Source organism: Halorhabdus utahensis DSM 12940, assembly GCF_000023945.1.
Classification (GTDB): Archaea; Halobacteriota; Halobacteria; order Halobacteriales; family Haloarculaceae; genus Halorhabdus; species Halorhabdus utahensis.
Genome location: NC_013158.1, coordinates 935,472 through 949,386 on the forward strand (window position 1 = coordinate 935,472; position 13,915 = coordinate 949,386).

13 protein-coding genes are annotated in these 13,915 nt (G+C 63.4%); 6 read left to right on the forward strand and 7 right to left on the reverse strand.

Going from position 1 to position 13,915, the window contains the following annotated elements; translation table 11 throughout:
* Positions 1–52 precede the first annotated feature (52 nt).
* Together HUTA_RS04770 and HUTA_RS04775 are read left to right on the forward strand one after the other, a co-directional pair.
* A complete protein-coding gene (locus HUTA_RS04770) occupies positions 53–1,885 on the forward strand; it encodes an Hvo_1808 family surface protein (protein WP_015788733.1) in 1,833 nt (610 codons plus the stop codon).
* Between the two features lie 91 nt (positions 1,886–1,976).
* Positions 1,977–3,752 carry an Hvo_1808 family surface protein gene (locus tag HUTA_RS04775; RefSeq protein ID WP_015788734.1) on the forward strand — a complete coding sequence of 592 codons (1,776 nt, stop codon included), beginning with the start codon at positions 1,977–1,979 and terminating at the stop codon, positions 3,750–3,752.
* Positions 3,753–3,798: 46 nt separating this feature from the next.
* Here HUTA_RS04775 and HUTA_RS04780 read toward each other — a convergent pair whose 3' ends face one another.
* Complete coding sequence (locus tag HUTA_RS04780) at positions 3,799–4,200, reverse strand: hypothetical protein (RefSeq protein WP_049941415.1); 402 nt, start codon at positions 4,198–4,200, stop codon at positions 3,799–3,801.
* Complete coding sequence (locus HUTA_RS04785; RefSeq protein WP_015788736.1) at positions 4,197–4,475, reverse strand: AbrB/MazE/SpoVT family DNA-binding domain-containing protein; 279 nt, start codon at positions 4,473–4,475, stop codon at positions 4,197–4,199. Before HUTA_RS04785 ends, HUTA_RS04780 begins: the two co-directional genes overlap by 4 nt.
* A 114-nt stretch (positions 4,476–4,589) precedes the next feature.
* On the opposite strand from HUTA_RS04785, the gene HUTA_RS04790 reads away from it, so the two are divergent.
* Positions 4,590–5,756, forward strand: a complete 1,167-nt coding sequence (locus HUTA_RS04790) for a nicotinate phosphoribosyltransferase (protein ID WP_015788737.1) — start codon at positions 4,590–4,592, stop codon at positions 5,754–5,756.
* A gap of 10 nt (positions 5,757–5,766) precedes the next feature.
* Here HUTA_RS04790 and HUTA_RS04795 read toward each other — a convergent pair whose 3' ends face one another.
* The gene (locus HUTA_RS04795; RefSeq protein WP_015788738.1) at positions 5,767–7,455 is read right to left on the reverse strand and encodes a sensor histidine kinase; all 1,689 of its coding nucleotides are present in this window, start codon (positions 7,453–7,455) and stop codon (positions 5,767–5,769) included.
* A 331-nt stretch (positions 7,456–7,786) separates the two neighbouring features.
* On the opposite strand from HUTA_RS04795, the gene dapA reads away from it, so the two are divergent.
* From dapA to HUTA_RS04810, 3 genes are read left to right on the forward strand one after another with little or no spacing between them, the layout of a single operon-like run.
* Positions 7,787–8,710, forward strand: coding sequence for a 4-hydroxy-tetrahydrodipicolinate synthase (dapA, locus tag HUTA_RS04800; protein ID WP_015788739.1), 924 nt, complete (start codon positions 7,787–7,789; stop codon positions 8,708–8,710).
* 31 nt (positions 8,711–8,741) lie between these two features.
* On the forward strand, positions 8,742–9,500 hold the full coding sequence (dapB, locus tag HUTA_RS04805) for a 4-hydroxy-tetrahydrodipicolinate reductase (RefSeq protein ID WP_015788740.1): 759 nt from the start codon (positions 8,742–8,744) through the stop codon (positions 9,498–9,500).
* Position 9,501: 1 nt separating this feature from the next.
* Entirely contained in the window at positions 9,502–10,329 is an 828-nt protein-coding gene (locus HUTA_RS04810) for a 2,3,4,5-tetrahydropyridine-2,6-dicarboxylate N-succinyltransferase (RefSeq protein WP_015788741.1), read from the forward strand.
* Between the two features lie 46 nt (positions 10,330–10,375).
* Here HUTA_RS04810 and HUTA_RS04815 read toward each other — a convergent pair whose 3' ends face one another.
* The 4 genes from HUTA_RS04815 to HUTA_RS04830 form a co-directional block, all read right to left on the reverse strand.
* Positions 10,376–10,753: a type II toxin-antitoxin system VapC family toxin gene (locus HUTA_RS04815; RefSeq protein ID WP_015788742.1), complete on the reverse strand. Its 378-nt coding sequence runs from the start codon at positions 10,751–10,753 to the stop codon at positions 10,376–10,378.
* Positions 10,750–11,010: an AbrB/MazE/SpoVT family DNA-binding domain-containing protein gene (locus HUTA_RS04820; protein WP_015788743.1), complete on the reverse strand. Its 261-nt coding sequence runs from the start codon at positions 11,008–11,010 to the stop codon at positions 10,750–10,752. Before HUTA_RS04820 ends, HUTA_RS04815 begins: the two co-directional genes overlap by 4 nt.
* Before the next feature lie 763 nt (positions 11,011–11,773).
* A complete protein-coding gene (gene rnhB, locus HUTA_RS04825; RefSeq protein WP_079891672.1) occupies positions 11,774–12,526 on the reverse strand; it encodes a ribonuclease HII in 753 nt (250 codons plus the stop codon).
* Positions 12,523–13,872: a tRNA pseudouridine(54/55) synthase Pus10 gene (locus HUTA_RS04830; RefSeq protein WP_015788746.1), complete on the reverse strand. Its 1,350-nt coding sequence runs from the start codon at positions 13,870–13,872 to the stop codon at positions 12,523–12,525. The genes rnhB and HUTA_RS04830 overlap by 4 nt, the downstream gene beginning before the upstream one ends.
* Positions 13,873–13,915: the final 43 nt, after the last annotated feature.

Here is a 13,915-nt window from a genome sequence, read left to right on the forward strand (position 1 = left end):
GAGACAAAAAGGAAAATACTTATTACTATAGGTAAAGGGGGCTTTACACACGATGCGACGAAGGTATACAAAGATCCTGACTGCCCTGTGCGTTGTCGTGCTGGCACTCCAGCCAGTCACCGCAGCGACAGCGATGGCAGGCGACGTATCGACACCGGCAGCGAGTGAATCACTCACAGCAGCCGACGTTGCCGAAACGGGGACAAACGAGACGATTTCGAACGAAACCCATCCACCGGACCCTGAAGCGGACGTCCTGGGGTGGGAGAACGGCTACTGGTACAACGAAACGATCGACGTTACCCCAGAAGACGGACTGAACGAGTCGGAACTCGACGCTGTCGTCGCCCGGAGTATGGCCCGCGTCGAGCAGATCCGACAACTCGAATTCGAGGAGACGGTCCCGGTAGAAGTGATCTCTCGGGAGGAACACAGCGAACAGATCACTAACCGGTCGACGAACGCGACCACTGCACAGCGCCTGAGTGCGAACGTCATATACGAAGCGCTATTCATGGTCAACGAATCGGCCAACGCGGTCCGCAATGTAGAACAGAATCAGGCCAATTGGCGCGGCTACTACGACCCGTCGGCTGGTGAGATCAAGATTATCTCGGCGAACGCCTCGACGCCGAAGATGGATGAAATCGTCCTGTCACAGGAACTGTTCCACGCGCTGCAGGACCAGCGTTTCAACCTCTCGTCGTTCAATGGGCCCACACAGGAACTCCGTAACGCCAACGACGGCATCATCGAAGGTGACGCCAACTACGTGGATTATCGCTACCAGGAGCGATGTGAGAACGAGTGGAGCGGGACCTGCATTGTCCCTGAACGGTCACAGAGTGGATCGAACAGCGACACCCACGTCGGCCTCTACCAGATTTTCCTCCAGCCATACGCTGACGGCCCGGCGTTCGTTCGAGACCTCCACCAATCCGAGGGCTGGGATGCGGTGAATGCGGTCTACGAGAACCCGCCAGCCTCGACCGAGCAGACGATCCACCCCGAAAAGTACGGTGAAGACGAACCGTCGCCAGTTCCCATCGAAGATACCAGCGACGACCGCTGGCGACCACTCGATATCAACGCGAGCATCAACTACGCCTCCTTCGGCGAGGCTGGACTGTTCGTGGCGCTTTGGTATCCGGGCTACGAGAGCCAGCTCTCGACAGAGATCATTCCCTACCGGGACCACGTGAATATCGGTGCCGATGGTGCCCTCGACGAGTTCGATCCCTACGACTACGACCACCGGTACACGGCAGGATGGGACGGCGACAAACTCCTGCCGTACGTGACCGAGGAGTCGAGCGAGACCAACGAGACCGGCTACGTCTATAAGACGGTCTGGGACTCGCCGGACGACGCCGAAGAGTTCCAAAATGGGTACGAGCAACTCCTCGCCTTCCACGGCGCTGAATCCGTCGAGGGCCACGAGAACGTCTACCGGATTCCCGAGGGAGAGGAGTTCGACGACGCCATCTCCCTGAATCGGACCGGCGAGACGTTCACGATCGTCAACGCGCCGAGCGTCGATGAACTCTCGGCCGTCCGGGAGGGGGCAACTCCTGAAGTCGAGGAATCAACCGAGTCAGACGAGACGACCGAGACAGACGGTTCGACGACTGACACTGACGAAACAACCGAGACAGACAAATCGACCGAGTCTGACACAGCGACCGACGAACCTGATTCGACGACTGAGAGCGGTGATGAAACCGCGGACGAATCGGAAACGGCAGAGTCACCGACGACTGAGAGTCAAGATGAGACCGACGAACAGTCAACCGAGACGACGACAGCGTCCGGTCCTGGGTTCACGTTCGGGGCGGCAGTTGTCGCGCTCGTCGCGCTGATCGGGACGGCGCGACGCATCGACTGACCGGCGACACGGTGGCTAGACCGACTGCCGGGTTTCGTCGGTACGCCACCGGTACCGAGAATTTTTAACCGACTCGCCCTCCAGTCGAGGTATGGTCTCCCGAACACAGATCTTCGTGATGGTCGTCGGGCTCGCACTGGTGGGCGTACCAGTCGCCGCGGCGGCCGGCTCCCCGAACACAGCCGCTGCCCCAGACAGCTCTCCAACCAGCACAGATCTCTCGAACGTGACGAGTGACGCCACCGTTGCTGATCAGCATCCGCCCGACCCCGAGTCGGACGTCCTCGGCTGGGAGAGCGGCTACTGGTACAACGAGTCGATTGCCGTCACGCCCGACGATGGGCTGAACGACTCTGAACTCGACGCGGTGGTCGCCCGCGGGATGGCACGCGTCGAGCAGATCCGGCGTCTGGAGTTCGAAGAGACGCCGCCCGTCGAAGTGATCAGCCGGGAGAACTACACCGAGCGTGTCGGCAATCAGACGGCGAGCGTGACCACCGCACAGCGTCTCCACCAGAACGTCAAATACGAGGCGCTGTTGATGATCAACGAGTCGACCGACGCGATCGCCGCCCAGGAACGGAATCAGGCTGGTGGTGTCGGTGGGTTCTACGATCCCTCGAACGGCGAAATCAAGATCGTCTCCGAGAACGCCACGACGCCGAAGATGAACGAAATCACCCTCTCACAGGAACTGTTCCACGCGCTGCAGGACCAGCAGTTCAACATCTCGTCGTTCAACCAGTCGACCCAGGAACTCCACAACGCCAAAGACGGGATCATCGAAGGCGACGGCAACTACGTCGACCGGCTATACCAGCAGCGATGCGAAGGTGAGTGGCAAGGCGACTGTATCATGCCCGGGGAGTCACAGACGCCGGCGAACTTCAGTCCGCACATCGGCCTCTACCAGATCACCCTCCAGCCCTACAGTGACGGCCCGGCATTCGTTCGAGACCTCCACCAGTCCGAAGGCTGGGACGCGGTGAACGCGGTCTACGAGAACCCGCCGGCCTCGACCGAGCAGACGATCCACCCCGAGAAGTACGGTGAAGACGAGCCGTCGCCGGTTCCCATCGAAGATACAAGCGACGACCGCTGGCGACCACTCGACATTAACGCGAGTATCAACCACGCCTCCTTCGGCGAGGCTGGACTGTTCGTGACGCTGTGGTATCCGGGCTACGAAAGCAGCACTGCGACCCAGATCATCCCGTATCGAGCCCACCTGAACATCGGCGCTGACGGGCTCAACGAACTCGACCCATACAACTACAACCACACCTACACCAACGGCTGGGACGGGGACAAGTTACTGCCGTACGTGACTGAGGAGTCGAGCGAGACCAACGAGACCGGCTACGTCTACAGGACTGCCTGGGACTCGCCGACAGACGCCGAAGAGTTCCAGAACGGCTACGAGCAACTCCTTGCGTTCCACGGCGCTGAATCCGTCGACGATCACGAGAACGTCTACCGAATCCCCGACGGCGAAGGGTTCAACGACGCCTTCTACCTCGATCAAAGCGGCGAGACGCTCACGATCGTCAACGCGCCGACCCTTGCAGAACTGTCGGGCGTAGATGTATCGGCCCCGCAGATCGAGGAATCCACAGAGACGACGCCCGACGACGGAACGACCACTGAGGCGGACGACGACGAACCGACGACCGACGACAGCGAGGACGAGACCACGACGTCCGACGGCGAGACGACGACGGACGAACCTGACGACAGCGAGACCACCCAGTCGACAGACACCGACGACTCGACCGACGCGACGACGACCAACGGCCCCGGATTCGTCGCCACGAGCGCGCTGATCGGCCTTCTCGCCGTTGCACTCCTGGCGCTCCGGCGACGGTAAATACCCAAGGTCCGACGGCGCCACGACCGTCTTTTTGCTGGTCAATCTACGCCCAGACAGTATCGTCGGCAGCGAACGCGTCATCGTTGGTGACGATCGCCTCGGTGCCGCGAACGCGGTGATTCCCGATCAACAGCGCGTCGTGGAGCGTATGGTGGTCGAGCAAACTCCCGTAGACCGCGAGGTCCTGCTCGTCGGTCGGCGCTACCTGTACTGGGCCGTCGTTCACGAGGCCGCGCAGTACCGCGTTCGGCGTTGTCTCGACGTCGACGCCGGCGATCGTTCCCTTGTTGACCGCCGTCCAGATCGCCTCGCTGACGGCCACCGTCGGCGCTTCGATCACGTCGATACCCTGCTCGGCCCGCTCGAACACGTCGTCTGCGGCCGTCGGGAGTCGATCGACGAGGTACCGAGCCATCGCGACGCCGTCGACAGTGTAGCGAGTCACGGCTGCCACTCCGAACGGCGCTGCTCGCGGATCTCAGCAGCCATCTCTTCGGCCATCGCCTCTCGCTTTGCTTCGGAGATGTCTTCGTCGACGAGCATGCCGCGACCCGCCGACTGCGTCGCCTTCCGCACTCTGATGCCGTCTTCGGCTTTCTCCCAGCGGACCTCGTCGCCCTCCTCGAGACCGAACTCATCGCGGAGTTCCTTCGGGATCGTGACTTGCCCCTTCCGAGTGACGCGTGTCGTCTCGCTTTCGGTATCGTTGTCAGTTCTCATATGGAGTACTACGAACTGTAGTACCTAAGTGTTTGGCCACGATCCCGTTCTCAGTTCTCGCGCGACGCGACGACCCGGGAGGTTTTTGCGACGCGGCGAGAACCGAGTGGCAAGATGACCGAAGAGACGCCGTTCGACATCGTCGGCCCCGAGGCGATCACCGCGGGACGGGCGACGGACGCCTACTTCGACCGGACGATGGAAGCGCTCGAACACGCCGGCAAGAACCCGAACGTGGTCGCGGAGGTGTCGGCCGATCAGTTTCCGACCGGCGAGTTTGCCGTCCTCGCCGGGCTGAAAGACGCCGCCCACCTGCTGGAAGGACACCCCGTCGACGTCGACGCGCTTCCCGAAGGCCAACTGTTCGATCACGGGCCAGTGATGCGGATCGAAGGCCAATATCAGGAGTTTGCTCGTCTGGAAACGTCGCTGCTGGGCTTTCTCTCTCATCCAACCGGAATCGCGACGAACGCACTCCGGGCACGCCGGGCCGCTCCCGAGTCGACAGTGCTGAGCTTCGGGTCCCGGCACGTCCACCCGTCGCTGGGTGCGATGGTCGAGCGCAGCGCGCTGATCGGTGGGCTCGACGGCATCTCGAACGTCGCCGCCGGCGAGGTGATCGACCGCGAGGCTGGCGGAACGATGCCCCACGCGCTGGTGATCTGCTTCGGGCGGGGCAACCAGGAGGCAGCCTGGCAAGCCTTCGACGAGGCTGTCGGGCCAGGCGTTCCACGGGTCGCGCTGTGTGACACCTACAGCGACGAGGTCGACGAGGCGATCCGGGCCGTCGAGGCCGTTCCAGATCTCGACAGCATCCGGCTGGACACCACGAGTTCACGCCGCGGGGACTTCCGCCGGATCGTCCAGGAAGTCCGGTGGGAACTCGACGCCCGCGGGCACGACGACGTGGGCATCTTCCTCAGCGGCGGGCTCGATCCCACGACGCTTCGGGAACTGCGGGATGTCGCCGACGGGTTCGGCGTCGGCGGGTACGTCTCCAACGCAGAGCCGAAAGACTTCGCGCTGGACATCGTCTCGATCGACGGCGAGCCGGTCGCCAAGCGGGGAAAACTCTCCGGAAAGAAGGCCGTTTACCGAACGGACACCGGCAGTCACGAGGTCGGACTCGCCGACGAAGAGGGGCCGGGCGACGCCGAGTCCCTGTTCGAGCCACTGCTTCGGGACGGCGAGCTCGTCCGGGAGTTCGATATCGACGACGCGACGCGTCGGGCACGCAAAGACGCCGAGGCCGTCGGATTCGGAGATCACGCCGACCAGTAGCGTTCGCCAGTCACTCCTCGGACATGATTGTCAGCGTGATCGCTGTTCCATCGTCTCCAGTCTCGATGTCCAACGAACCCTGCAGCGAGTGTGCAATCCAGGAGACGAGCCAGAGCCCGACACCACTACCGTGTGACAGCTGAGTCTCCTGCCCGTTCGTGATCGGTTCGAGTTCGTACGCCGGAATGCCGGGACCGGAGTCAGTGACGACGATTGTCGCCTGTCGGTCCTCGACAGTCGCGGTGACTCTCACGGCTGGCGCGTCACTGGGATCGTGTTCGATCGCGTTCGTCAGCAGTTCCTCAAGGGCGATCCGGAGTCGCTCCTGCCCGTCGAAAGACATGGTCGTCTCCGGCATGTCCACCGTCAGCTTGGCATCCGGATAGGCCGTCCGGACGTCGTCGACGACGGCTTTCAGGAGTGTATCCAGGGACTTACACGTGTAGCTGTCGCGTTCGAAGGTCCTGAGGACGCGATCGAGCTTTTCCTGTTTGTCCATCATCGCCGCGGCGTTGTCCTCGATGACGGCGAGTCGCTCCCGGACCTCGTCGTCACGGGCCCTCTCGGCGGCGTACTCGGCGTTGCCATGGATCGTCGTCACAGTGTTCGAGAGGTTGTGCCGGAGCAGCCGATTGAGGACGCTCACTTGCTGTCGGTTGTGCTGGCGAGCAGTCACGTCCCGGAGTGCAAGCAGTAGTCCGGAATCAGCCACCGCTTTCTGGGAGAGCGGGGTCACCTGGATGTCGTAGTACCGGTCGACGTTGTCGACCTCGTAGGAGATGGTTTGCTCGGCGCGGTCGCTGTCGAGCCAGTCAGCCAGTTTTGGGGAGACAGCCGAGAGGCCTCGGCCGATGACGTCCATCCGCTCGGCGGCGAAAACGTCCACAGCCGCTGGATTCAGATCGACCACATGACGCTCGTCGTCGATGACGACGACCGGGTCATCGAGCGTCTTGATCAACTCCGTGCGAGCGAGTTGTCTGGCTGCCGGAACGATTTCGAGAAATCGGTGGCGATAGACGGTCATGAGCAGGAGCAAACAACTCAACACGATCCCGAGGATCGTCGGATCGTACGGCGTCTGAATCACGTTGGCGAGATAGAGCGCGTTCGCACTCCACGGTGCAACGACAGCCATCAGAAGAACCCCTGCCTGTGCCCGGTAAAGGAGGTCCGCGTTCACGACGAGCTCAACAAGCAAGTACGATCCAACCGCAAGGAGCGAGTAGGAATACGCGGCATGGAGCCAGAAAAGCGGACCGTACTGGGAGGACCCAGCAGTCCCTGAACCGTCCGTCATAAATCCGAGGTCCTGCCAGAATAGCGAGTGGATCCCGTAGGGCTCGTTCGTGATGGCCGCCAACATGGTGATCACAGGAACAACACCCAGCAGAACGAGTCGGGAGCGCGAGAGCCAGGCTCGTCGTCCGGTGTACGCGAGAACGAACACCACCCAGGCGACAGGGACGACAGCGATACCGAAGTAGGTGGCTTTCGTCAGGACGACGCTCGTGAACAGATCAGTCCGGAAGAGTTCAACGCCAGCCAGCAACGACCACCACCCGGCGGCGACCGCGATCACCCCGAGCGCACGCCCACCCGGCGCATCACGCTTCCTGAAGACAGCGATTGCGACGGCTGTGGCGACCAGCGTCGCGGCAAACAACGGCACGACACCCAGCGAAAACTGCCAGACCATACGCTATGCTGCGTGAAAGATGGGAGAACGAACGGAAGACAGTACCGGCCCAATTCTCACGATCAATAACCCACGTTCAGCCCGATTGACGAGCGTAACCACTAAGGCATCCGGTGGCGGGAATAGACACATGCTGGCGACACCCCGACGTCAGGCTGGTTCCGGGCAGCCACGCTGCGGGGTGGCCCTCGATCGGACTGGGGCAGACCGTCGGGACGGCCCACGTCCGAAGCGCAAGCGTGCGTAAGTGACTCGGGGCGAGCGTGGCACACTCGTTTCGGGTCGGTTTTTTGGTGCGGCCCGTCAATCATCCAGTATCCCGATCAGATCCATGCCACCACAACCACTGTTCGAAGGCGTCTATCCCGCGATGACGACGCCCTTCGAAGACGACGAACGCATCGATTTCGACCAACTGCGGGCGAACGCTCGACGGCTCGAAGCTGCCGGCGTCGACGGGGTCGTCCCCGTCGGCTCGACCGGCGAGAGCGCGACGCTCTCTCACGACGAACACGTCGAGGTGATCGAAGCAGTCGCCGGGGCACTCAAGGACGTGCCCGTCATCGCCGGGACCGGGAGCAACAACACCCGCGAAGCACTTTCCCTGTCCCGCCGGGCTCGAGACGCCGGTGCGGACGCCCTCCTGCTCATCTCGCCGTACTACAACAAGCCCGAGCAGCGCGGCCTCCGCGAACATTACCTGACGATCGCCGACGAGATCGACCTGCCACAGATCGTCTACAACGTCCCCTCACGAACGGGGCGCAACATCGACCCCGACACGGCGGTCGCCCTCGCTGATCACGAGAACATTCAGGCGTTCAAGGCAGCCTCTGGCGATCTCGGCCAGATCACTGAGATCGTGGAGCGGACGCGCGAGAAGGACTTCACCGTCCTCTCGGGCGACGACGCGCTGACGCTGCCGATGCTATCGATCGGTGCGCGTGGCGCGATCAGTGTCGTCGCCAACGTCGAACCCGTCCGGACCTGTGCGATGGTCGGGGCGGCGCTGGCGGGTGACTTCGAACGCGCTCGCGAGTTGCATCACGAACTCGGGCCGCTCGCCCGGGCGCTGTTCGTCGAGACGAACCCGATCCCGGTCAAGGAGGCGATGGCGATCCGTGGCCACGGCTCGCCGGAACTCCGGTCGCCCCTGACCCGGCTCGCCGAGGAACACCGAGCACACCTCCGGGACGTCCTCGACGAGCTCGATCCGATCGACGTCGAGACGCCGGTCGAGACGACGGATCGATAACCATTCCGGGACCGAGGACGGAGCGAGGGGTATGATACGAGTTGGCGTCACCGGCGCGGCAGGTCGCATGGGACGGACAGTCATCGAGACGGCGGGCGATCGCGAGGACGTGACGGTCGTCTTCGCCGTCGACGCCACCGACGAGGAGACGGTCGCCGGCACCCCGGTCCACGAGCCGGATGATATCGGGGCGCTGCTGGCGACCCACGAACCAGACGCGATCGTCGACTTCTCCGTCCCCAAGGCGACCGTTGCGTTCGCCGAGGCCTGCGCTGCGGCCGGCGTCCCGCTCGTGACCGGGACGACTGGTTTCGAGGACGACCAGCTCGACGCGCTGGAGGGGGCCAGCGAGGACGTGGCCGTCCTGAAGGCCGCGAACTTCGCCCGCGGGATCCAGGCCCTGTTGTCTACCGTCCACGCGGCTGCCGAGGCACTGCCAGGCTACGACGTGGAGTTGACGGAAACCCATCACAACGGCAAGCAGGACGCGCCGAGCGGGACCGCAAACACCCTCCTCGACGCGCTCGCCGAGGAACGCGATTTCGAGGAAACGTATGGTCGCGAGGGGATGCAGCCGCGGGAAGCGGGAGAAGTCGGTGTCCATGTCCGACGGGCCGGTGATGTCCGTGGCGAGCACGAGCTCATGTTCGCGGGCAACGACGAAGTAGTGACGCTGACCCATCGCGCCGAGGATCGCGGGGTTTTCGCCGCTGGCGCAATCGATGCCGCGGTCTGGATAGCTGGCCGGGATCCGGGATTCTATACCTTCGGGGACGTAATCGAGGGCTAACATGAGTCTGGAAAGCGATGTCGAGGCGCTATGGGATCGATCGGACGACCTGACGCCCGCAGACCTTGCCGAGGACCAGCAAGCCACCCTGGATCGCTTCCTCGAAGCCCTGGAGGCCGGCGAGGTTCGGGCGGCCGAGAAGCGCGAGGGCACCTGGGAGGCAAACGCCTGGGTCAAGCAGGGCATTCTGCTGAATTTCACTCTTCGAGAAACCGAAGCCCGGGAGTACGGCGACGTGACCTACCACGACGTGCTTCCCCTTCGAGAGACTGCTGACCTTGGCGAGCGTGGCACCCGAAACACACCTGACGGGACCGTCATCCGACGCGGTGCCTACGTAGGCAGCGACGCGATCTTGATGAGTCCTGCGTTCGTGAACATCGGCGCGCACGTCGGCGACGGCACGCTCGTGGACTCCAACGATGTCGTCGGGTCGTGCGCTCAGATCGGTGACGACGTGAAGCTCGGCGCGAACACCGTCATCGGTGGCGTGCTCGAACCCGTCGAGGATGCGCCGGTGATCGTCGAAGACGGCGTGGCACTGGGAGCCGGAAGCCGCGTCACGTCTGGATTCGTCGTCGGCGAGAACTCAGTGGTCGGTGAGGACACGCTGCTGTCACCCCGGATTCCCGTCTACGATTTGGCCGAGGAGGAGATTCTCTATGGCGAATTGCCGCCGGAACGGCGGGCCTTCCAGCGGTTCGTCGAGTCCTCCGTCGGCGAGCACGATCTGTTCGACGGCGGCGCGTTCAAGCCGGCCGTGGTTGCGACCCACGTCGAGGAGGAAACGTTGGAGGGGGCAGAGCGAGAGGACGCGTTGCGGGAGTAAGAGAGAAAACGCGTTGCGGGAAGAGCATCCGCGTGCAGGAACGCAATTACTGGGATTCCGCTTCGATCGGAATACGGTCGTTGGTGAGGTCGTCAAACGCTTTGTCCGAGGAGACGATGGGATCGGTGTCAGCATAGGCGACGTGGTAGGCGTCGAATGCCGTGAGGTCGTACTGTTCCATGTAATCCGCCGCCTGAAAGAGAACGGATTCGTCCTCGGGAACGTCCGCGATTTCGAGGACGTAGCTGAGTGCCTCGAAGCGATCGAACGCGAATCGATCGGAGATCATCAACAACTCGAGCAGCGTTGCCCGTGACGTGTAGATCTGCCCATCGTTCTCCCGGGCGATCGAGACAGCACGCTCCTGGAGCCAGTCGTCGTCTTTGACCAGCGCGATGAAAAAGTCGGTATCGGCGTAGATCATTGCGACGAGTCCGAGAGATCCTCGACCGCTGCTTCCCTGGCGGCCGTCCGCGCCTGCTCTTTGATCTCGGCGATCGAATTTCCGTCGAACGCATCGCCGACGGCATCTCGAAGCCCTTCGATTGGATCCCGGTTGATCGGAATGAGTTCGACCCGATCATCGAGTTCGACGACCCGATACCGATCGCCGTGCTTCTCTCGGATTTCATGCGGAATGACGATCCGCCCCCGATCGTCGGCCTCGGCGGTTTTGCTCATGTGAATATGGCTACTCGGGGAGTGAATAAATATCTTCCCACAATACTCACTGAGATCCCGCAAGGTCGAATCTATTCAAGAATAGACAGCGATCACAGCGCGAAGGTGCAGGAATATCGTCGTGGGAGAAGGCAGCCGGATGTTCGCACCCTGAATGGTAGTGTTCAGATAAGGATTCGAGATGATTGAAACCAGCCAGAAAGCCCTCGTCAGTTCCGGTCCCGCGGCTCGCTGTGCGTGGTTCGAGAGAGCTTCGCTCTCTCGTCATCACGAAAGACCGCAGGTCTTTCGAACGACTTCGGCCGCGTTGCGGCCTGCAGTGTCTGCTCACGGGCGCGAAGCGCCCGTATGCTCGCGGGCTGATGGCCCGCTCGCATTGTTCGTGGGAGCTTCGCTCCCACGCTATTCGCACGGGCCATGCGCGGCGCTGTGCGCCGCGAGTTCGAGGCGGTGAAACCGCCTCGCAAGGCGGCTCTGCCGCCTCGCGGCTTGCGTCGCCGGGGTTCCCGGAAAGGGAGGTCGGCGTCGCCGACCTCCGCAAACCGTGGCGGCAGGGAGACGGCGTCGCCGTCTCCATTCGAGGCGGTGCAACCGCCTCGCAGCCGCCACGCGTGCCTCGCCCTTTCATTTTACCAGAAGACGCAGTCTTCTGGTCGCCCGAAAATCTTCGATTTTCGCAGGCCACCAGGATTTAGCCGATTCGCCGGCAGAAATAGGCTCTTTGATCGGTGCTTATCTGAACACCGCCCCCTGAATATGCCCATCAATCAAAATCATCGAGAGCGGCCTGCCCGGCCGCGTTACGGACGTCGCGGCTCGTCTGCCAGGATTCCCGCGCACACGCCGGGAGTTCACCGTGTTCCGCGATATAGTCCTCCAGAAAGTCCCGGGTCGTCGAATCGCCGGGGTAGCCGCTGCCGAGGTCGCCGTACTCGGCCGCAAGCTCCGCAACGTGGGCGTCGCGTTCGACTTTGGCGATGATGCTCGCCGCCCCGACGATCGGGTAAGCGGCGTCGGCACCGTGTTCGGCCCGGAGGTCAAGGTCGGCCTCGATCCGGTCGGCGACGCGGCGCTCGAAGCGGACGGCGTTGGTGTCCCCAGCGTCGAGGTAGGTGGCGAGTCCGTCGCTGGCGACTGGTTCGAGTGCTTCGGCGTGGGCCACGACGGTGAGAGTGTTCATGTCGGTCTCGGTATCGTCGATCCGCGCGACCGGAATCTCGCTGACTGCCACGGCGTGCGCTCGATCGCGAATGACGGTCGCGAGTTCCTCGCGACGCTCGGCCGAGAGGTCCTTCGAGTCGTCGACGTCGTCGGGCAAGTCGGCGGGGTCGGCGACGACACAGGCGGCGAACATCGATCCCAGGACCGGGCCCTTGCCGGCCTCGTCGACGCCAGCCCGAAGATCGCTCTTGCCGTCGTCGGTCCAGTCATCGAGGCACGTCCGTTCACCGGGGGCTTGCTCGTCCACGTCGGCGGAGTCCTCACCGGCGGTCGAACCGTCGCCACTCCCCGTCATTCCGCTCGGGCGTCCCGGAAGAACGCCTCGCGTTCGAACGGTTCGTCCTCGCCCTCGACCTGGAGGACGTCGAGAGCTGTCACCTCAGCGGGCGTGTCGAGTACTCCGGCAAGACTCGGCTCCGTTCGGCCCTCGTCCCCCGAGATCAGTTCCTTCACGTAGAGGCCCCCCTCGCCGTGGACCTCGATCGTCGCGTGGTTGGCTGTGGACGTGCCGGAGTCGTCGGCTTCCGCTCCGACGGACAGGTCCATCCCCGCCCCGTCCGGGTCGAGTTTGCCATCGATGGCGTAGACGTCACGCGTGCGGACGATGTCGCCGCGGCGGTGAGCAACGCGGTTTGGCGTCCGCTGCTCGATCGTCTTCCCTTCGAGTTCCGCGAGGGCCGCTTCGAGGGTCGGCGCGTCGACATCCTTGTCGAGCGCGACCGTCATCCGGTAGGTCTTGCTCGCATCGTGTGCCTTGACGCGCTCGACCATGTCGTGGGTCGCGAGGGCGAGCCCGTCGACTTCGACCTTCCCATCGGCGAACTCGTTGATGTCGTCCTGGAGGTCGCCGACATCCACGTCGCGCGTCCGGGGTTCCTTGACCTCGATCACGAACGGGCGACCGGTGCCGAGCATGCGCGCGTCGACGTCCTCGCGGCCGGCTCCGTGGAAGACCGCCCGGGAACCGTCCATCGCCTCGCGGACGACCGGCGCGGTGAGTTCCTCGACGCTCTCGTCGTAGCGATAGCCCGTTCCGCCACAGCCCTCACAGGGCTCGCCGTCGACGGTGCCGGTGGCGTTGCAGTCGTTGCAGGGCCACTCAGTCTGTGGGATGTCGCGCTTGATCTTTCGGTAGCGACCGTAGACGAACGCCGAGTTGACCTGGACCTCGATCTGGTCAGCGTCGAGGTCCAGAAGCAACTGGACGTCCGGCCGATCGAAGTCGACCTCGGCGTCGATCTGCCCGCCCAGGCGCTTGCCGACCTCGCGGTTGAACTCCCCCTTGAGCGGTTCGCCCGCGTCGGGTGCGAGGCCGGCGTCTTCTCTGAGCAAGCGCTCGTTCTCCTCGATCAGTGCGGGGACGCGCGTCCCGACCTGATAGGTGTCGAAATCGTATTCGGCGATGGCGTCCGCGGCGCGGTCGGCCCAGTCGTCGAAATCCTCGCAGGCACCCTCACACACCCAGCACTCGTCGGGAGCGTCGATCGGTTCGTCGTCGTCCAGTGCGACGGTGGTCCGTAACGCACGGCCGCGCTCGGTGTTCGTGAGTCCGAAGCTCCGGTCGGCGACCGGCCGGCCGAGACACGCGTCACAGAGCGGGCCGGTCGCGCGGGCGGCCCGGGCGAATTCGAGGAGATCCATAGGGAACGTGTATCGGCAGGGGCGTATTTCCCTTTCGTGTTCG